The organism is Tautonia sociabilis (assembly GCF_003977685.1).
GTDB lineage: Bacteria > Planctomycetota > Planctomycetia > Isosphaerales > Isosphaeraceae > Tautonia > Tautonia sociabilis.
The window spans coordinates 1-19759 of record NZ_RYZH01000054.1; the positions used below are offsets into that span (position 1 = coordinate 1).

General features: G+C 70.6%; 18 protein-coding genes. 17 read left to right on the forward strand and 1 reads right to left on the reverse strand.

Translation table 11 applies throughout. From position 1 onward, the window contains the following. The first annotated feature begins 652 nt into the window (after nucleotides 1–652). The 15 genes from TsocGM_RS21175 (at nucleotide 653) to TsocGM_RS21245 (ending at nucleotide 15080) form a co-directional block, all read left to right on the forward strand. Entirely contained in the window at nucleotides 653–1018 is a 366-nt protein-coding gene (locus TsocGM_RS21175) for a hypothetical protein (RefSeq protein ID WP_126727462.1), read from the forward strand. Between the two features lie 137 nt (nucleotides 1019–1155). Continuing rightward, nucleotides 1156–1512, forward strand: coding sequence for a hypothetical protein (locus tag TsocGM_RS21180; protein ID WP_126727463.1), 357 nt, complete (start codon nucleotides 1156–1158; stop codon nucleotides 1510–1512). A 102-nt stretch (nucleotides 1513–1614) separates the two neighbouring features. Then, nucleotides 1615–4251, forward strand: coding sequence for a heavy metal translocating P-type ATPase (locus tag TsocGM_RS21185; protein ID WP_126727464.1), 2637 nt, complete (start codon nucleotides 1615–1617; stop codon nucleotides 4249–4251). Nucleotides 4252–4258: 7 nt separating this feature from the next. Next, complete coding sequence (locus tag TsocGM_RS21190) at nucleotides 4259–4462, forward strand: hypothetical protein (protein ID WP_126727465.1); 204 nt, start codon at nucleotides 4259–4261, stop codon at nucleotides 4460–4462. 64 nt (nucleotides 4463–4526) lie between these two features. Further along, the gene (locus tag TsocGM_RS21195; RefSeq protein WP_126727466.1) at nucleotides 4527–5042 is read left to right on the forward strand and encodes a hypothetical protein; all 516 of its coding nucleotides are present in this window, start codon (nucleotides 4527–4529) and stop codon (nucleotides 5040–5042) included. 71 nt (nucleotides 5043–5113) lie between these two features. After that, nucleotides 5114–5308, forward strand: a complete 195-nt coding sequence (locus TsocGM_RS21200) for a hypothetical protein (protein WP_126727467.1) — start codon at nucleotides 5114–5116, stop codon at nucleotides 5306–5308. Nucleotides 5309–5571: 263 nt separating this feature from the next. Continuing rightward, nucleotides 5572–8034, forward strand: coding sequence for a P-type ATPase (locus tag TsocGM_RS21205; RefSeq protein ID WP_126727468.1), 2463 nt, complete (start codon nucleotides 5572–5574; stop codon nucleotides 8032–8034). A 131-nt stretch (nucleotides 8035–8165) separates the two neighbouring features. After that, nucleotides 8166–8423, forward strand: a complete 258-nt coding sequence (locus TsocGM_RS21210) for a hypothetical protein (protein ID WP_126727469.1) — start codon at nucleotides 8166–8168, stop codon at nucleotides 8421–8423. A gap of 52 nt (nucleotides 8424–8475) precedes the next feature. After that, the gene (locus TsocGM_RS21215; protein ID WP_126727470.1) at nucleotides 8476–9027 is read left to right on the forward strand and encodes a hypothetical protein; all 552 of its coding nucleotides are present in this window, start codon (nucleotides 8476–8478) and stop codon (nucleotides 9025–9027) included. Nucleotides 9028–9077: 50 nt separating this feature from the next. After that, nucleotides 9078–9524: a hypothetical protein gene (locus TsocGM_RS21220; RefSeq protein WP_126727471.1), complete on the forward strand. Its 447-nt coding sequence runs from the start codon at nucleotides 9078–9080 to the stop codon at nucleotides 9522–9524. Nucleotides 9525–9701: 177 nt separating this feature from the next. Further along, nucleotides 9702–11021, forward strand: a complete 1320-nt coding sequence (locus tag TsocGM_RS21225) for a transporter (protein WP_126727472.1) — start codon at nucleotides 9702–9704, stop codon at nucleotides 11019–11021. 311 nt (nucleotides 11022–11332) lie between these two features. Then, entirely contained in the window at nucleotides 11333–12289 is a 957-nt protein-coding gene (locus tag TsocGM_RS21230; protein ID WP_158633687.1) for a helix-turn-helix domain-containing protein, read from the forward strand. A 114-nt stretch (nucleotides 12290–12403) separates the two neighbouring features. Next, entirely contained in the window at nucleotides 12404–12769 is a 366-nt protein-coding gene (locus tag TsocGM_RS21235) for a hypothetical protein (protein ID WP_126727474.1), read from the forward strand. 180 nt (nucleotides 12770–12949) lie between these two features. Then, nucleotides 12950–13657, forward strand: a complete 708-nt coding sequence (locus tag TsocGM_RS21240; RefSeq protein WP_158633688.1) for a TerC family protein — start codon at nucleotides 12950–12952, stop codon at nucleotides 13655–13657. 100 nt (nucleotides 13658–13757) lie between these two features. After that, complete coding sequence (locus TsocGM_RS21245) at nucleotides 13758–15080, forward strand: Gfo/Idh/MocA family protein (RefSeq protein ID WP_126727476.1); 1323 nt, start codon at nucleotides 13758–13760, stop codon at nucleotides 15078–15080. Between the two features lie 110 nt (nucleotides 15081–15190). Here the strand turns inward: TsocGM_RS21245 and TsocGM_RS21250 are convergent, their stop codons facing one another. Beyond that, complete coding sequence (locus TsocGM_RS21250) at nucleotides 15191–16936, reverse strand: amidohydrolase (RefSeq protein WP_199756859.1); 1746 nt, start codon at nucleotides 16934–16936, stop codon at nucleotides 15191–15193. A gap of 229 nt (nucleotides 16937–17165) precedes the next feature. Here TsocGM_RS21250 and TsocGM_RS21255 point away from each other — a divergent pair, with 229 nt between their 5' ends. Then, a complete protein-coding gene (locus TsocGM_RS21255; RefSeq protein ID WP_126727478.1) occupies nucleotides 17166–18500 on the forward strand; it encodes a right-handed parallel beta-helix repeat-containing protein in 1335 nt (444 codons plus the stop codon). Beyond that, nucleotides 18500–19708: an acyltransferase family protein gene (locus TsocGM_RS21260; RefSeq protein ID WP_126727479.1), complete on the forward strand. Its 1209-nt coding sequence runs from the start codon at nucleotides 18500–18502 to the stop codon at nucleotides 19706–19708. Before TsocGM_RS21255 ends, TsocGM_RS21260 begins: the two co-directional genes overlap by 1 nt. Nucleotides 19709–19759 lie beyond the last annotated feature (51 nt).

The window sequence follows — 19759 nt, forward strand, 5'->3', positions numbered from 1 at the left end:
CCGCATCGCTGGTGGGCGTGGTCTGGGACGGGCAGGCCGACCGACGCCGACGGCGAGGGGGAGGTGCCGGGGCCCCGAGCCCACCGAACCTGCACCGGCAGCTTGACAGTCCCCCTCTCATAGATGGGTTCGCTCCGCACCCGACACGGCCCCGGCAATGGCTTCGCTCCGCTCGGGACGACGCCCTGAGCTTGGGTTCGTTCCGCGCCTCGGGCGCCTCGAACTTGGCGTCGCTCGGCGAGCGAAGGCGTGTTGCGGAATCGCATCACGCCGACGAATGCATGCACCATCTTGCCAAGGAGACTCCGGGCCGCCTGGCCGAGGGAGGGAAGGTCTCCGAGGCCGGCGGCGGGGGGGAGGAAAGGAGCGGGAGGAGGCCCCTGCTCCAGAGTTTCGGGGGAACCCGGGGAGCCGGTGAGGAGAACTGCCGGAGGGGGGGCGGAAGCGCGATCGGGAAAGGGGGGTGTCTGGGAAGGCGGGAGCCGCCGCGTACCTGATCGACCGGCTCGTCGGTGAGGCGGCCCTCCCCCGGCCCATGCCTCGGAGACCGTTGGATTTCGATATTCAGGGAAAGAATTCCGTGAAAGCCGGGGCCGGCGAGTGAGGCTATCTTTGGCGGGTGGGACCATGTGCACCCTGTGGAGCCGATTCGATGTCGGACGAAGCCGTCAAGACGACGAATGAGGATCCCCTGAAGGCAGTCGCCGACGCACTCGACGCGGCGGTGCAGGCTGCGAAGCAGGGGGTGGAAGGGGCGGCAGCGACCGCCTCGGGCGCCATGCCCGCCGTCAACGGCTTCCTCTCGGGGATCGCCTACAAGACATGCTATGCCGTCTCCTACGGGGTCGTCTTCCCGACCGTGCTGGTGGCTCGGGCGATTCCGAAGGAGAACGCCGCGGTTCACGGGCTGATCGACGGGGCTCGGGCGGCGATGGATCTGGTGGACGAGATGAAGTCGAAACCCCAGGGGGCCGAGCCGCCCTCCTCGGGCACACCCTCGGGGGCCGGCGGCTCCTGATCGGGGGCGATCGCCCTCCGGCCGGCAGCCGACGCCGGCCGAGCCGAGCCGACCGAGACCGGACGAAGTGATTCCCCCGGAGGGCGCCGCGCGAGGATGCGGGACGCCTCATCGGCCACGAAGGCAGAGGGAACGTCATGGCGCTATCGCGTTCGAACGTGCTCGTCTTCGGCGCCGGGATCGCGGCTGGAGCCGTGGCCTCGGCGACCTATCCGAAGTGGAAGCAGAAGGTGGCCCCGCTGGTTTCCGCCGTGGTGGCCGGAGCGACCGAGGCGTTCCGGGACGCGACCGCCGCCGGCGGGGCCGACGGGCCCGCGGCGGAGCCGTCGGGCCCGGAGTCGTCGGCATCGGCGTCAGCGGCGGCGACGGCGGCGGTGACGGCGACGGCGTCAGCGACGGCCCCGCCCTGCTCCGCGCACGCGGGGCACGACGCCCCGAGAGGCCCCTGGGGGGGCCTGGAACGCCACGGATCGGGCGTCGCGCCGACGGTCTGACACCGACCTCCCGGTCGCCCGGGGCCGCGCGCGCCCTCCCCGCGCCCCTTGAGAGGCCGACCGATCCGACTCCCCACCCGGTTTCCGACGAGGCATCTCCTGATGAGCAGCGCCGATCTGGCCGTCTCCTTCCCCGCGCGGGGGGTCATCCGGCTCTCCAGCCGCTCCGTCTTCGGCGACGCCGAGGGCCCCGCCTGTCGCCGCTTCCTCGACCGCGTTGCCCGCGCGAGGGAAATCTCCGAGGTCCGGATCCTGCCCGGCGGCTCCGCCGCGGCCGAGCTGCGCTACTGCCCGAACTCATGGACGCTGGAGGTGGTCGCCCGCCGCGTGGTCGACTTCCTGAGGCTCGACGGCGAGGCCAACGGCCATGCCTCGGCCAACGGCCATGCCTCGGCCAACGGGCACGCCCCGGCCAACGGGCACGCCCAATCCGGCTCGAACGGTGTCGCGGTCTCCTCCTTCCGGGCGGTGACGCAGGGGTCCGACGGGGTGGTCCGGTACGTGAGGGCGGATCGGCCGGCGTCGAGCTGGCAGGTCCTCCAGGACCGCCCCGGGCGGATCAAGCTGAAGAACACGGTGCTCTACCGCAAGAGCGACCTCTGCCACGCGATCGAGCGTGAGCTGATGACCGTGCTCGGGGTGGAGAAGTACACAACCTCGGCGTTCCGGTCGTTCGTCCAGGTGGACTACGACCCGAGGCAACTGTCTCGGGACCAGATCATCGAGATCATCGACTCGGCCCTGGCCAACGCCGAGCAGCCGACGACGCTCGACCCGCTGGACCTGCACCTGCCGATCTGCACCGCCTCGCTGCCGCTGGCGGCGGCGGCGCAGTTCGCCTTTCCGCCGCTGTTGCCGGTGGCGGCGGCGGTCTTCGCCTACACGTCGATCCCGACGTTCAAGGAGGCCAGGCACGTTCTGTTCACGGAGAAGCGGTTGGGCGTCGACGTGCTGGACGCGATCGTCGTCATCGGCTGCCTGGGAACGATGTCCATCTTCCCCGGAGCGGTGCTCTGCTGGTGCCTGAGCTTCGGCCGGATGCTGGTGAACAAGACGCAGGACGACTCGAAGAAGCTGCTGCTGAACGCCTTCGGCAAGCAGCCGAGGTACGTCTGGCTGCTCAAGGACGGGGTTGAGGTCCAGGTGTCGGTCGACACGCTGCACCCGGGGGACATCATCGTCGTCAACACCGGCGAGGTGGTGCCGGTCGACGGCCACGTCGTCGAGGGGATGGCGATGATCGACCAGCACGCCCTGACCGGCGAGTCGACGCCGGCCGAGAAGGGGGTGGGGGACCGGGTCTTCGCCTCGACGGTGATGGTGGCGGGCAAGATCTTCGTCTCGGTCGAGACGGCCGGCAGCGCGACGGCCTCGGCCAAGATCAGCCAGATCCTCAACGACACGGCCGGCTACAAGATGGCCTCGCAGCACAAGGGGGAGCGGCTGGCCGACAAGGCGGTGATCCCCACGCTGGCGATCGGCACGGTGGGCATGGCCGCGATGGGGCCGGCCGGCGCCGTGGCGGTGCTCAACAGCGACTTCGGCACCGGCATCCGCATGGCCGCCCCGCTGGCGATGCTCAGCTCCCTGGCGCTGTGCGCCAACAAGGGGATCCTGGTGAAGGACGGCCGGGCCCTGGAGCTGATGAACGAGATCGACACCGTGCTCTTCGACAAGACCGGCACGCTGACCCGGGAACGCCCGGAGGTCGGCCGCGTGATCGCCTCGAAGGGGTTCTCGACGGACCAGATCCTCTCCTACGCCGCCGCCGCGGAGCGGAAGTTCCACCACCCGATCGCGCTGGCGATCCTGCACAAGGCCGAGGAGCTGGGCCTGCCGCTGCCGGAAACCGACGAGACGCAGTACAAGGTCGGCTACGGGATCAGCGTGCACATCGACGGGCATACGATCCGAGTGGGCAGCCAGCGCTACATGGAGATGGAGGGGATCACCCTGACCCCCGAGGCCCGAGAGGCGCTGGACGAGGCGCACCGAGAGGGGTACACGATGGTCATGGTCGGCGTCGACGACGAGCTCGGCGGCGCCATCGAGTTGCAGGCGGCGGTACGGCCGGAGGTGAAGGAGATCATCGCCGGGCTGAGGCAGCGGGGAATCAAGCACATCGCCATCATCTCCGGAGACCACGAGGCGCCGACGAAGAAGCTGGCCGAGTCGCTGGGCATGGACCGCTACTTCGCCCAGGTCCTGCCGGCCGACAAGGCGGATTACGTCGAGCGGCTGCAGAACGAGGGATGCAAGGTCTGCTTCGTCGGCGACGGGATCAACGACTCGATCGCGTTGAAGAAGGCGAATGTGTCCATCTCCCTGCGAGGGGCGTCGTCGATCGCCACCGACACGGCTCACATCGTCTTCCTGGAGGAGGGGCTGGCCAAGCTCTGCGAGCTCCGCGACATCGCCCGGGATCTGGACCATAATATCAAGCGGAGCTGGACCATGATCCTGGCCCCGAACATCGCCTGCATCCTGGGGGTGTTCACGATGGGATTCGGGATCATGGCGTCGGTGGTCACGAACAACGTCGCCGCGCTGGCCGCGCTGGCCAACGGCGTGCTCCCGATGAGAAAGGTGGCGCAGATCGAGGCGGAACGCCGACACCGACTGGAGATGACGCAGAGCCATGCCCTGGATCGAAACGCTGTACACCCGGCCGCTCCGTCGGCCGCTGGACGGGCCGACGCGACAGGCGATCGACAGCGAGTACTCTCGGCGTCGGCATGAGATCCCGATGCCGACCGAGCTGCACTGGCACCCCAACCAGACGCAGTTCACCATCCGGGCCCCGTTGTTGTCGCTGATTGTCCGCTTCACCCCGGAGCTGCTCCGGGTCGACGCCGAGCTGTCCTGGGCCGCCAAGATGATGGCGACCCAGGGACACCGGCAGAACGCGGTGCGGTTGATCGACTCCATCGCCGCCGACCTGGGCCTCTGATCCGACTCGACTCGACTCGACCCGATTCGACCCGACCTGAGCGTCCCCTCGAGGGCCGGCCGCCATGAGCACCACCACGACCGAGGCCACCTCTCCGGACGGCCTGCGCAGCCGGCCGGCGGCCGAGCCCCCGGCGCCGACGACCAAGCGGTTCGACATCTTCCTGATCGACACGAGATGGAACCAGCCGGTTTCCCGGCTGGTCCGATCCCTCCTGCCCACCTTGTATGAGTACCAGAAGCAAGACGCGCTCTATCTGCTCTCCCCCGAGCAGTCCGTCGAAATCCTCCGCCGAGAGCCCGAGCTGATCGGCCTGGATCCGACCATCCTCGTCTACGACCTGCACGCCCCTCGCGGCCAGGGGGCGGGCAAGTACAAGGGGTTCCGGATCCACCTCGGCCGCTTCCGCAACGGCGAGCAGGCCATGGCCCGGCTCCAGGAGTTCCTTCGCTTCATCAACCTGCACCGCACCAGCCGTTGCCTGGAATGCGAGGTCCGCCGCGAGCTGCACCGCGAGGGGTTCTCCGGGGCGGTGAAGATCCTGCGGGAGGCCTCGCAGACGACCCTCGAACTCATGTGACCCGGCCCGGAGCGCCGACTCCTCGACCGCCTGCCGACCTCGCCCTCGAACCCGACCGGAGGCCGACCCCCATGCAAGAAGACGTCCCGATCCTGCCGGCGCTGGTGGGCGTGCTGATCGCCTCATATATCGGCTTCGAGCTCCACCGCCAGCGGCACCGCCTGCGCGAGATTTTCAACGTGTTCGATCGGGAGGACAGCCTCGTGGCGGAGGCGCTGGAGGGGATGGTCGCCCGGGGGGAATTGCAGCCCTACCGCCCGGCGTGAGGGGCCGGCGGCCGCTCTGAGAACACCGGTCATGGAGCCCGGCCCCCCGAGACGAAGCCCCGCCATCACCTTGAAGCCCGAAGCCAGTCCGAGCGCGGCGTTCGTCCCGACCGCCAGATCCCAAGCCAGATGGGCCGCCGAGCATCCCGCGCCACCAGCCGGATCGCACCGACCATCGCGCATCCGATCCGTCCCCGATCCGTCAGTCAAGGCCGACGCCCCGGGGCAGCATCGCGAACGACGAACCGAGGGGAGCAGCGCCCGTGATCGCGACGACCCCCGAACGCCGGGCCGAGCTGGTCGAGCGCCTCGTCTGCTGGAAGGACGGCGGGGTGATGGTCCGCGACGACCGGCTGCTCGGCCCGCGGGAGGAAGCGGATCGGGCGTCGTTGCGGTTTCTGGAGCGGGCGTTCCGGGTGCCGGAGGTGGGCAGCGTGGCGGTCGACCGGGACCAGGCGGCCGCCTGGATCCGGCCGGCCCGGGTTCCGGGCAATCCGGCGGGGTTCCTCGGCAAGCTCGCCGCGGCGCTGAGGGCCGACGACGAGCGGGGCCTCGGCTCGGCGACGACGCTGCCCAGGGCCGTCCGGCTGCGGAGCTTCACCGTCTACCGCCACGGGCAGATGCTGTCGACCTGCGAGGTGCTCGCCGACCGCCCCGGCTGGCTCCGTCTGCGGCACCCGACCCTCCGAAGCGACCCGCTGCTGGCCCAGCGGTTCGAGCGGATGATGGCGGCGGTGCCGGGCGTCACCCGGTCGGCGCTGTCGGCCCGGGGGAGCGTGCTGGGCCTGCGCTACGACCGGGGGGTGATCGCCCCGCCGAGGCTCCTCCGAATGGCCGAGGAGGTGCTCGACGCCCCGGCCTGGTGGGACCGGGCCGTCCCTCCCCCGGAGCGGACGTCGTTCGCACTGCCGAACGCGAACCTGGCGATCGGAGCGGCGGCCGACCTGGCGCTGCCGGCGCTGGCGCCGCTGAGCGCGGCGCTGCTGATCTATAGCAACCTGAAGACGTTCCGCCTGGCCTGGCACCAGGGAAGGAGACGGCAGGTCGGCCTGCCGGTGCTCTACTCGTGCATCGTGGTCGGCACGCTGGCGAGCGGGCAGTTCCTCGCCTCGGCCCTGATGTCGTGGTCGTTGAAGTTCTGGCACGACCGCCTGCGGCGAGACCTGTCGGCCGAGCGTCGCCGGCTGCTGGCCGAGTGTCTGCCGCTGCCCGAGCTGGCCCGGGTGGCGAACCAGGGAGACGTGGACGTGCTGGTGCCGGTCGACCGCCTCCGGCCGGGGGACCGCGTCGCGGTCGCCGCCGGGGAGGTCGTGCCGGCCGACGGGAAGGTGGTCGGCGGGGGAGGGATTGTCGACGAGGGGGCGGTGCGGGGGCGTCCAGGGGCGTCGCGGGTGGCGGAAGGGGACCTCCTGCTGGCGGGGTCGACGGTGAGGGCGGGCTCGCTCCTGATGGAGGTTGGCCGGCCGGTGGCGGCGGCCCGGGTGTCGGCGATCAGCCGGGCGATCCTCTCGGCGACGACGCTGCCCGGCGGCGTCACCGCGCCGACGCTGAAGGCCGAGCGATCGGCCGAGCGGGCGGTGGTGCCCACGATCACGATGGCCGGCGTCGGCCTGCTGACGGGGGACCTGGCCACCGCGGCCGCCATCCTCCGGCCCGACTACGCCACCGGCCCGGCGATCGCCGTGCCGCTGGAAACGGTCAAGGACGCCGCCGACTGCGCCCGGAAGGGGATGGTGGTGCGCTCTCCCGAGGCGTTCGAGCGGCTGGCCCGCGTCGACACGATCCTGCTGGACGACAACCGATTCCTCCGGGACCGGGGGCTGGAGGTCTTCGAGGTCCGCACCAGGCTGCCCGAGGACCTGCTGCTTCGCCTGGCCGCCAGCGCCTACCGGCACCTGGCCGACGACCGGGCCGAGGCGCTTTCCAACGCCTGCCGACGCCGTCGGATCCACCTGCTGGACCTCCCCCCCCGGGAGTTCGACCCGGGCGTGGCGGTGGAGTACGGCGGGCGGCTCGTCCGGGTGCGGGACCTGGACGACGGGCCGTTGCCGAAGCGGTCGGGCCCGCTGGCGGTGGAGGTCGACGGCACGGTGGTCGGCGTCGTCGAGTTCGAGCCGGGGCCAAGGCCCCGGGCGTCGGAGGCGGTCTCCCGGCTGAGGGAGCGGCCGGGAACGGCGGTCCTGCTGCTCTCGGGACGCCCCGAGCCGGAGGCGGCGGCGCTGGCGGCGGCGCTGGGCATCCCGGCCTGGCGGGGAGGGATGTCGGCCGGCGACAAGGAGGCCTTCCTGAGAGCCTGCCGGGCGCTGGGCCGCCGAACGGCGTTCGTGGGAGACGGCCGGGAGGCCCCCGGGGCGGCCTCGGAGGCCGACGTGGCGATCTCGACCGGGGGCGACCCCGACTGCCCCGACGACCCGTCGGCGGTCGTTTTGCTGCACCCCGACTTGGATCGGGTCCCAGACTTGCTGGAGATCGCCCGGGCGCACTCGACCCGGATCCGGGGGGCCCAGACGTTCGTGGTCCTGCCGAACGTGCTGTGCGTCGCCGGGGCATTCTTCCTGGGCGTCTCGGCGCTGGCCGTCGTCGTGGTGAGCAACCTGAGCACCTTCGGGCTCTACCGACGGACCGCCTCGGCCCTGCGGTCGCCCCGGAAGGGGATCGCGGCCCTGCCGGCGCCGGTACTGGCCCCCGTTTCGAGCCCGATCGCATCTGCTGGGGGAACCTCATGAGCCAAACGATCGCCCCGACCGCACCCACCGCGCCGCGCTGCCGGCCGCCGATGGCGCCGGAGCCCGAGCCCCGAGCCGCCGCCGACCCTCAGCCCTCGGCCGATTTCGGGGGGTCGGCGGGAAGGGAGACCGTGACCAAGATCGGAGAGCTGCCCAAGGAGGTGGGCGTGATGCTCCTCTCGGTCGGGGCGCTGGGCTTCGTCCTGCCGGCCGTGGCGGGGACGCCCGCGATCCTGGCCGGGGGCCTGGTCCTCTGGCCGCGCACGTTCGGCAAGGTCGACCGCTGGCTCCAGCGGCGCTGCCCTGTGGCGTATCGTCAAGGTATGAAGCAGATCGGCCGCTACCTGGACGACCTGGAGCGGCGATACCCGGCATCGGACGGGGCCTGAGGGGCCCCGATCGGGACGGGGAAGGGGCTCGGGGAACCGGAGGGGCGAACACATGTGGCGATTCCCGTGGCAATTCAGCGAACCGGGAGACGACGGTCCCGACCCCTCTGAGGACCGGGGCAAGGGCGGGCCCGGAGGCGAGGAGGCGCCCGACCTCGGGGGAGAGCCCGGCTACGACCGCCTCGGCCCCGATGCCCTGGAACGCGCCGCCCGGTCCGAGGCCGAGGTCCGCGCCGCCGAGGCCCGGGCCGGAATGGTCGCCAACGGCACCCTCTCTGGAGGGTCCGGCGTGGGGCGAGCGACCGGAGCCGGAGCCTCCCCGCCGCTGGGAGAGGACATGGAACAGGTCCGTCGGATCGAGGCGATGCCCAAGGAGGTCGGCGTTCTGCTGATGGTCGCGGGCGTTGGCGGCGTTCTGCTGCCCGGCCCGGTCGGCTCGCCGTTTTTGGTGCTCGGCGGCCTGATCCTCTGGCCGAAGGCCTTCCGCGGGGTGGAGGACTTCTTCGTCCGGAAGTTCCCGAAGCTGCACCACCGGAGCGTCCGCCAGATCTCGAGGTTCCTCGATGACCTGGAGCGGCGCTACCCCCGTTCTGAGGAGCGTTGACCGTCGCCTCGGGTCCGAGCGGGGCCCCGGCCCCTTGGGGGAGAACGGGCATGAGCCTGGAAGTCGACAAGGAGGGACGGCCCGAGCCAGGATCGCCGACCCGGACGCGCGGAGGGATCCGGGGCCGGGCGACGAGGGCCGTGCGGTCGCTGAGGCGGTCGCTCGGCCGGCTCTCGCCGACCCGGGCCCCGTCAACGCCCGGCGATTCGGCCGAGGTGATCCGCCTGGAGGATGAGGTCCGGGAGCTGGCCGGGCAGGTGGCCTACCTGGCGGCCTTCGGCGTTGGCTTCGGCGTCGCGCTGCCGGCGGCGGCGCTGGGACGGGCCTCGACCCGGCTGCCAGACCCAGCCCGCCGCGGCCTCCGGGCCGGCGCCCGGGACGCCCGGCGGGACGCCGAGGAATTCCTGGCCGGCTGGTCCGAGGCCGTCGGACGGGCCGGGGGAGGGAGCGGAGCCGGGGGCAGAGACGGGTCGCCGGTGCCCGGAGCGGTTGGCTGATCCCCCCTCGGCGACGATCAGGCGGAACTTGCGGATTGGATCAATTTCTCCGCACAGGCGGTCGATCCCAATGAAGCACGCTCGTCGGCCTGGGGGTCCGATCGCGCCCGAAGCCTCCCCGGCGGGCCCGGATCGGGGGACGGCGACGATCGATCGCCCCCCGACAGGATTCGCCGGATGCGAGCGAACGTTCCGAATCAGCGAGCCGACGGCCGATCGCCAACCCTTAAGATCGCCCCGGCCGTCGTGCTCTGGCTCTGTTGCGGCTGTGCGACGCCCCGAATGCCGGGCCTCCCGGCGGCGATCGGCCCGATGGCCGCCGACGGCCCGATCGTCCGCTCCCAGGAGCCGGCCGAGGGCGTCCCCGCCGAGCCGGCCCCGACGGCCATCGAAGCGCTGCCGCCGGAGGACCGCGAGGCAATCCCTCCGGTGCCGGATCCGGGCGTCTCCGCGCCGGTCATCCCCCCGCCCAGACCGGCGATCGACGCCCCGGGGTTGCAGGGGCTCAGCCCGGCCGAGCGCGCTCGCCTGGCCTACGCTCCTCCCTCCGCTGGCGAGGAGGACGAGGTGGAATTCCCCCGGCTCCACGACGACCCGCTCAAGAACTCCGGCATCCCCCCGCACGAGCGCGACCCGTTCCTCTTCCCGGCCCTGATGAACCTGATCCACGAGGATCGCTGGCTGCTGGCCGAGAATCCCGCCCTGGGCCTGGCCCGACGGCAACGCCGCTGGTCGGTCGTCGACATCCGAGATCCGGCGCCCGACACGGCCAACTTCCCCAACGGCCCCTACACCCTGCCCAAGGGCCGCGCCTACGTGGAGAACTCGCCGCTGGGGCTCTACGGCCAGAGCCGCAACGGCGGCCAGTCGGCCATCTACCAGTGGGACTACCTGCTCCGCTACGGCCTGACGGACAACCTGGAATTCCGGCTCTTCTCCAACGGGATCACCTACCAGGACGGCCAGGGGCCCAGGCAGCCCGCCCAGTTCGGCTACGCGCCGTTGGCCTTCGACTTCAAGATGAACTTCTGGGAGGAGAACCTCCGCTACCACGTGCCCGCGCTGGGGATCGAGGTTTACATCCAGACCGAACTGGGCTCGCCCGCCTTCAACGCCGGCACCCAGCCGTCGATGAACCTGTTGCTCAGCCAGAGCCTGCCGTTCGAGCTGGGCCTGGAATACAACTTCGGGATTTCCGGCGTGCGGAACGCCGCGGGGCAGACGACCTACCAGTTCAGCGCGCAGTGGTCGCTGGAGCGCGAGGTGGTGGAAGATTTCGACGTCTTCTTCCACGGATTCTACAACGCCGCGGCCCTGCCCCGGCTGATCCGCTTCCAGTCGGTCGCGGCCGCCGAGGTCCCGGAGGTCATGGTGCTGGGGGTAGGCGCGATCTGGTCGATCAACGACCGCGTGGCGGCCTTCGGCAGCTACAACTTCGGCCTCACCGACGCCGCCCCCGAGACGATCGCCCTGACCGGGTTCGCCATCGCCTTCTAATTCACGATGGCCCGGAGGCTCGTCTTGATTGGCCGGTCCTTCCGGCCGATCACGGCTGAAAAAATCCGAAAACGATCCTATTAATGGTGGAACCTGGGTGTGCCGGGTTGTATGATCGGCCCGGAGTTCGCGACGGCTCCGGCCTCGCCGCCACGTCGCGGCCGGCAATCGCGGGCGGCGTCCCTCCCCGCCGTCCCGAGCGGGGCGACGCCGGGAAGAACCGATCGGCTTCCGATTGGTGCGGGCCATCCCGGCGGGCTGAGGATCGACGTCGCTGGGACTCGATCGGGGACTTCGGGAGATCCGAACCGATGATCGGCGAACAGGCCGCCTTCGAGCCCCAAGAGGCCGCGATGCGGTGGTCGGGGGCGGATCGAGTGAAGCTCATCGCCTCGAGCGCGGTCGGCGTGGGGGAAGTGGGGCACGGGATCATCCTGGAGGGGTGGCTGCCGGAATTCCGCTGGGACGACCCGGACTCCTCGGCGCTGTCGTTCGTGCTGGGAGGCCGGTCGTCGGTGGAATGGATACGGGGGGGACGGACCTGCCGGTTCGTGGCGGCGCCAGGCGGGTTCACGATCGCTCCCCCGGGCCAGGAGGATCGCTTCCGGCTGGACCGCCCGCTGCGGTCGCTGATCCTGACCTTCGGCATGGCCCGGCTCCGCGACCTGGCCGAGGAGGAGGAGCTGCTCGAGGGAGAGACGCTGGAGATCCTGCCGGCGGCCCAGCAGCGGATGCCGGAGCTGGTGGGCCTGGGCCAAGCGTTTGCCGGGCTGCTGAGGGCCCCGAGGAGGGGAAGCCGGCTGTATGCCGAGACGCTCTGGACCCAGATGGCGTTGCAGATCCTCTGGAACTACTCGACGCTGCCTCGGCCGGGATCGACCCCGGTGGAACGGCTCTCCGACGCCCGGCTGAGGAGGGTGGTGGATTTTCTGGAGTCGTCCCTCTCGGAGGAGATCTCCCTGGCCAACCTGGCCGACCTGGCGGGCCTGAGCCCCAACTACTTCCTCGCCTGCTTCAAGCGGGCCACGGGCCAGACCCCGCACCGCTTTTTGACCGAGCGTCGGGTGGCCCGGGCGTGCGAGCTGCTGCACAACCCGCAGCTTCCGATCGCGATGGTGGCGCTGCTGGTCGGCTACTCGTCGCAGAGCCACCTCACAACCGTCTTCCGACGGCACATGAAAACGACGCCCGCGACCTATCGTTCTCGTATTCTGGGAGGGCGCCCCGGGGAGCCGGCCGGCGACGGCGGGCCGCCCGATCGGCCGTAAGAACCGAGATCGCCAGGCGTGCCGATCCTGGAAGAATCGGAGCCGGACCGAACTCGAGTGGGTAGCGTGCCCGCTCTCGGATCGAGAAGACCTCCAACGCGAGGGCCAGCCCCCATGTCCGACCGCCCGCAGGCCAACCCGGCCTCCGACCCGATCGCCTCGGCCAACGGGACGCTCGACCTCGTCTCGCAGGCGGCCCGCCAGGGGGCCGTCGACGCCAGCGAGGCGGCCGCGCGCAGCTGGACCGCCGCCAGCCGGTTCGCCCGGCGGTTCGTCTACACGACGACCTACACCGTCTCCTACGGCGTGGTCTTCCCCTGCGTCTTCCTGGCCAAGTCGGTCCCGGTGAACAACGCCGCCGGCCGGGGGCTGATTGACGGCGCCCGGGCGGCCCGCACGCGGGTGGACCGGATGCTGTCTCCCGCCCCTGAGGTCGAGATGACGACCAACGGGGCCCTGCCGTCCTTCTCGCCGGCCTGAGATCGATCGGCCCGCCGGGCTCCCCGGTCATCGGGGTCTTCGCCCCGCTCCGCCCTGATCGGGGCGAGTCGGGGGCGTCCCCGGTGCGCGCCCGGCACCTCAACGCGACGACGCCACCCCCCCGAAGGCCGCGATCCCGGATGGGCTGGATCGCAACGTGCTCGACGAGGAGACGCCCCCTTGGAACCTTCGCTGCTCGCCTTCGCCTCGCTCTTCCAGATCATCCTGATCAACGTGGTGCTCTCCGGCGACAACGCGCTGGTGATTGCCATGGCCAGCCGGCACCTGCCCCCGCACCAGCGGAAGGCGGCGATGCTCTGGGGGGGAGCCATGGCCATCACGCTCCGGCTCGTGCTGACGCTGGCCGTGTCGTTCGTGATGCTCGTGCCTGGGGTTCGGTTCCTGGGAGCGCTGCTGCTGGTGGGAATCGCCTGCAAGCTGCTGCAAGACGAGGACCAGTCGGCCGAGCACGGCTGCCCGATGCCGACCGGCCTGCGGACGGCTGTCTTCCGGATCGCCGTGGCCGACATCGTGATGAGCCTGGACAACGTGGTGGCCATCGCCGGAGTCAGCGACTCGAACCCGGTGCTGCTGGTCGTCGGCCTGGCGATCTCGATCGTGATGATCCTGGCCTTCAGCCAGGTGATCTTCGAGCTGATGGCCCGGATGCGCTGGATCGTCTACGCCGGGACCGGGGTGCTCGCCCTGACCGCCGCCGGCATGATGCTGCACGACCTGGAGACGCTGGGCTTCGCCCTGGCCAGGCCGACCCTGGCCGAATCGCTCCCCCCCTGGGCCTCGTGGGGCTTCCGGGGAGCGGTGGTGGGGGCCTGCCTGACCTCCTCGAGGTGGTGGCCGAAGCCGGCGCCGGCGGCCGAGCCCGCCTGACGGCGGCCGGCCGTTGCGGAGGGGGGCCGCTCGGGGTAGCCTCGCGGGTGTTTAACACCGCGCGACGAGCCGCGCCCCCCCCACTCCGAGGTCCCCCGCCATGTCCCTCCTCCCGATGAACCGGCGATCGGCGCTGAAGGCCATCGCCGGCGGCCTGGCCTTCCCCGCGATCCTCCGTTCCGGAGCCCGGGCCGCGAGCCCGAACGAGACGCTCAACCACGCGAGCTTCGGCGCCTCGGGCATGGCCCTGGCCGACATCCGGTCGCTCTCCGCGAGCCCTCACCTGCGGCTGGTCGCCGTGGCCGAGGTGGACCTGAACCGCGTGGCCGAGGTGAAGTCGCTCTTCCCCGAGGTCCGCGTCTATCAGGACTATCGCGAGCTGTTGGACCAGGAGACGGACCTCGACTCGGTCAACGTCTCGACGCCCGATCACATGCATGCGCCGATCACCATGGAGGCGATCCACCGCGGCCTGAACGTCTACACGCAGAAGCCTCTGACGCAGACGATCCATGAGGCGAGGCAGCTCACCCGGGCGGCGGCCGATCGGGGGATCGTCAGCCAGATGGGGATCCAGATCCACTCGCACCCGGTGCACAAGGCGGTGGTGGCCACGATCCAGGGCGGGGCGATCGGCGAGGTGCGCGAGGTCCACAGCTGGAGCGGCAAGCAGTGGGGCGACCGGGCCCCCCGGCCCGACCGGGTCGACCCGGTCCCCGAGGGGTTTGACTGGGACGGCTGGCTCGGTGTGGCGGCGGAGCGGCCGTTCATCGCCGGCTGGTATCACCCGGGGAACTGGCGGAAGCGGCTCGACTTCGGCACCGGCACCTTCGGCGACATGGGCTGCCACATCCTCGACCCGGTCTTCGGCTCCCTGCAGTTGACTTCCCCCATCGAGGTCCGCTCCGAGGGCGGCTCTCCGAACGATCACAGCTGGGGGCTGGACTCGGTCGTCCGCTACACCTTCCCGAAGACCCCGCGGACGGCTGAGACGCTCACCCTGACCTGGTACGACGGCGACTGCCGCCCGCCGGCGGAGATCGTCGCGCTGATCGGAGACCGCCGGCTCAGCGACCAGGGCTCGATCTACATCGGCAGCGCCGGCGTGCTGTACTCCCCCTACATCGCCGACCCGGTGCTGCTGCCCGCCGAGCGGTTCGCCGACTACGACCGCCCCTCCCCCGAGGCGGACAATCATTACCTCCAGTTCGTCGAGGCCTGCCGAGGCAACGGCCAGACCTCCACGCCCTTCTCCTACGCCGGCCCGCTGACCGAGATGGTCCTGCTCGGCTGCCTGGCGACCCGGTTCCCCGAGCAGTCGCTCTCCTGGGACGCCGAGGCGATGCGGGTGACGAACCTGGCCGAGGCGAACCGGTTCGTGAGGCGGGAGTACCGGAAGGGGTACGAGGTGGAGGGGCTCTGAGCCGATCCCCGGCGAGCGGCCCATTTTGGGACCGGCGCCGGAGGGCTGAGGGCCGAGGGCGAGCGGCGGATCCCAGCCATCGCCTCGGCCCTCGGCCGATGGCCCCGCCCTTATTCGCCCGAGGCCTCGAAGACGGGCTCGCCGTTGAGGTAGGTCGCCTCGACGGTGATCTCCCGGATCTCGTCCTCGGGGCAGGTGAGGATGTCGCGGTCGAGGACGATGAAATCGGCGAGCTTGCCCCGCTCGAGGGAGCCGAGCTGGTCTTCGAGGAACAGGAGCCGGGCGTTGTTGATGGTATAGAGGCGGATGGCCTGCTCCCGGGAGAGGGCCTCCTCGGGATGGAGGCGGCCCTGGTACCCCCTGGCCTGGCGGGTGATGGCGACCCACATGCCGAGGAAGGGGTTATAGGGATTGATCGACCGGAAGGAGCCGACCTTCTGCATGTGGTCGGAGCCGCCGCCGACGGTGACGCCGGCCTCGAAGAGGCTCTTGAGCGGCTGGAACCAGCGGAGGCGGTCGTCGCCGAACTGGGCGGAGAGGGTGCGAACGTCGAGGTAGAGCCAGGCCGGCTGGATGTCGAGCACGACGCCGAGGCGGGCGGCCTGGTCGATGGCCTCCCGGCTCATGAAGTTGGAGTGGGTGATGCAGGGGCGGGTGGGGGCGACGGGAGTGTCTCGGTTGACCGCCTCGTAGGCGTCGAGCAGGGTATGGACCGCCCCGTCGCCCACGCTGTGCGCCGTGAACTGGATGCCAGACTCGACCGCGGCGCGGACCATCGGCTCCAGCCGATCCGGCGGGATGAACAGCACGCCTCGGTAGTGGGGGTCGTCGATCGCGTAGATCTCGCTCACGCCCCAGGGCTCCCGCATGAAGGCGCTGCCGGTGAGCATGCCGCCATCGAGGAACATCTTGATGCCGACGATCCGGAGCATCGGGCCGCCGTTGCGCAGCGGGTGGTTGGCGACGGATCGAATCTCCCGCTCGATCTCCTCGATCGGGCCGGAGTGGTCGACGCCGCGGGAGATGCCGATCCGAATGGGGAGGCGACCCGAGTCGAGGAGGCGTTCATACTGGTCGATGGCCGATGCGCTGGCGTTGCGGTCGATGATCGCCGTGAGGCCGACGGAGTTGTAGTCGCGGAGCAGGGTGAGCAGCCGCTCGTCCTGCTCGTCGGGCGTCGGCGACCGGCCGGGAGGGTCGGCCTTCACGTACCGGGTGAGGTTGCGGAGGATGCCGGTCGGCTCTCCGGTTTCCGGGTCGCGCTCGACCTTGCCGGGCCCCTCGGGCTCGAAGTTCTTGTCGATGCCGCTCAGCTCCAGGGCCATCGAGTTGAGCGAGGCGTCCGGTCCGGTCGCGAACAGGACGGGGTTCTTCGGGGCGACGCGGTCCAGCTCGGCCCGGGTGGGATAGCGCTGTTCCTTCAATCGAGTGATGAACACCTGACGGACGACGACCCATTGCCCCTCGCCGAGTTCCCGGGCACGCTGGCCGATGTAGTCGAGCACGTCGGCGATCGTCCGCAGGTCGGGGATCTCGTGGTCGAACTCCGTCAGAGAGGCGCCGGTGGGGTGGGTGTGCGAGTCGATCAGGCCGGGCAGCACGGTCTTGCCGCCAAGGTCGATCACGCGGGTGTCCGGCCCCCGAGTCGCCAGGACTTCGGCGTCGGTGCCGACCCGGAGGAGCGTGCCGTCGGAGACGGCGATGGCCTCGGCGATCGAGAAGGCGTCGTCCACGGTGACGATCTTGCCGTTGTGGAGGATCAGGTCGGCCTGCTGGGCGTCAGCGGTCGGGGAGGCAAGCGTCGCGACGGCCAGCAGCAGAGCGGGCAGCCGCGAGGCAAGTCGCGATGCGATCATGGGTCGGCCTCGATCGGGAGGGGTCGGATCGACGGGGGGCGTCCACCGGTTGCATCGCCCCGGATCGAGGCCCATTCTGACGGCCGCCGGGTCCCCCCGCAACGACCTCGGCCGGGACCAGGCCAGCGACTTCCGCCCGGGTCCGCCCCGAGTCATACTGGGACCGGAACGACGGCCAACCGCGGCCGATCCCCCCTCGCACCCCGTCCTTCGGGAACCGGAGGCCCTGATGACCCGCTTCGCCCCGGCCGCCCTCGGGCTCCTCCTGGCCGCCTCGCCCGCCGCCTCCCAGGACGCCGCCGGCCCGCCGCCGGACGAGCGCCAGTTGCCCTTCGCCATGCATTCGGAAATGAGCGAACGTCCAACGATCACCGTGGGCCGGGCCGACGCCGACCTCATCGGCGCCGACAACCGAGCGCTGCAGGCGGCCGTCGAGTACGTGGCCGCCCTTGGCGGCGGTATCGTGCAGATCGGAGAGGGGGAATACCTCATGCGCGACTCGCTCCACCTGCGGTCCCACGTCACCGTCCGAGGCGTGCCGGGGAAGACCATCCTGCGCAAGGCGGATGCGGCCGTCTCCCCCCTGGCGATGGACGGCGACTTCGGCGAGCAGCAGATCACCGTCGAGCAGCCGTCCGGCTTCGAGGTCGGTGCCGGCGTCGCCATCTGGGATAACCGCTCCGGGGGCTTCCACACCACCGTCGGCCGGATCACCGGCCGGCGCGGCGACACGTTCGCGATCGACGCCCCGCTGATGGCCGACTGCCTGGTGTCGAACCAGGCGATGGCCGCCACCGTCTTCCCGGTCGTCAGCGGCGTGAACATCCAAGGGGCCCGGGTGGAAGGGCTCGTCATCGACGGCAACAAGGCGGGCAACCCCTACCTCAACGGCTGCCGGGGAGCGGGCATCTACCTCTATCGCGGATTCGGCACGGTGATCGCCAACTGCGTCGTCCGCGACTACCACGGCGACGGCATCAGCTTCCAGCAGTCGAACGACGTGACGGTGATCGACTGCATCAGCGAGGAAAACACCCACCTCGGCCTGCACCCGGGCAGCGGCTCGCAGCGGCCCACGGTGCGGGGCTGCATCGCCCGGCGCAACGGGACGGACGGCCTGTTCCTCTGCTGGCGGGTCCGCCACGGCACGTTCGAGGAGAACCTGCTGGAGGAGAACGGCCAGTTCGGCATCTCGATCGGCCACAAGGATTCGGACAACCTCTTGCGCAACAACCGGATCGTCCGCAACGCCTCGAACGGCGTCTTCTTCCGCAACGAGGACGAGGCGATGTCCCCGCACCGGAACCGCCTGGAAGCGAACCTCATCGAGGACAACGGCCGGGAGCCCGGCACCGCGGCCATCCGGGTGCGCGGGGAGCCCTCGGGCCTGACCTTCGAGGGGAATGTGATCCGGGACACGAGGACCAGCGCCGACCAGACGCAGACCGTGGGCATCCTCGTCGAGCCGACGGTCGGCCCCATCGCGATCGGCCCGAACGAGATTGACGCCCCGACCAAGATCGACGACCGCCGATCGACCGCCATCGCCGGGGAGCCGGAGTGATGGCGGCGCCGGGGTCTCCCGATGGCCCCCTCCCGGAGAAGCCCGGGAGGCTCGCCTCGCTCGACGCCTTCCGAGGGGCCGTGATGATCCTCATGGCCTCCGGAGGCCTGGGCCTCGCCCGGGTGGCGGAGGAGTACGGCGACAGCCGGCCGTGGCTGCGGGCCGTCGGCGAGCAGGTCGAACACGTCCCCTGGGTGGGCTGCTCGCTCTGGGACCTGATTCAGCCGGCATTCATGTTCATGGTGGGCGTGGCCCTGCCGTTCTCGATCGCCAACCGGACGGCCCGGGGCCAGTCCTTCGGGCCGATGTTCGCCCACGCGCTCTGGCGATCGGCCGCGCTGGTCCTGCTGGCGGTCTATCTGACCTCGTCGTGGAGCGATCGCACGGTCTGGGTCTTCACCAACGTGCTGGCGCAAATCGGACTGGGATATCCATTCCTGTTTCTGCTCGCGTTCACGAGGCCGAGGACCCAGTGGCTGGCCGCCTTCGGCATCCTCGCGGGGTACTGGCTGCTGTTCGCGTCGTATCCGGCGCCGGGGACGGACGTGGACTGGAAGGCGATCGGGATCCCCGACGACTGGCCGCACCTCTCCGGATTCGCCGCCCACTGGGAGAAGAACGCCAACGCCGCCGCCGCGTTCGACTCCTGGTTTCTGAACCTGTTCCCCCGCGAGGAGCCGTTCCTGTACAGCGAGGGCGGGTATCAGACGCTCAATTTCGTCCCGTCGCTGGCGACGATGATCTTCGGCATGCAGGCGGGCCGCCTGTTGCGCCTCGACCTGACGCTTGCCGGGAAGCTGGCCCGGCTGGTCGGCCTCGGCGCGATCGGCGTGGCGATCGGGCTGGGGTTGCAGACGGTCGGGGTGTGCCCGATGGTCAAGCGAATCTGGACGCCGTCGTGGGCGATCTTCAGCGCGGGGGCGGTTTCCTTGCTCCTGGCGGGGTTCGTGGCGATCATCGAGGGGATGGGCTGGAAGCGATGGGCGTTTCCGATGGTGGTGGTCGGCATGAACCCGATCGCCCTGTACTGCCTGTGGCAGCTCTCGGGAGGTTATATCAAGACAAACCTCCGCCGACACATCGACCCGGGCCTCTTCGAAACGCTCGGCCCCGCGTTCCAGCCAATGCTGGAGCGGGGAGCGGTGCTGGTCGTGCTCTGGCTCGTGGTGTTCTGGATGTACCGGCGCAAGATTTTCCTCAGACTCTGATCGAGGCGTCGGAGAGTCGGGGAGGGATCGGTCACCCGCGGGGGCAAGAGG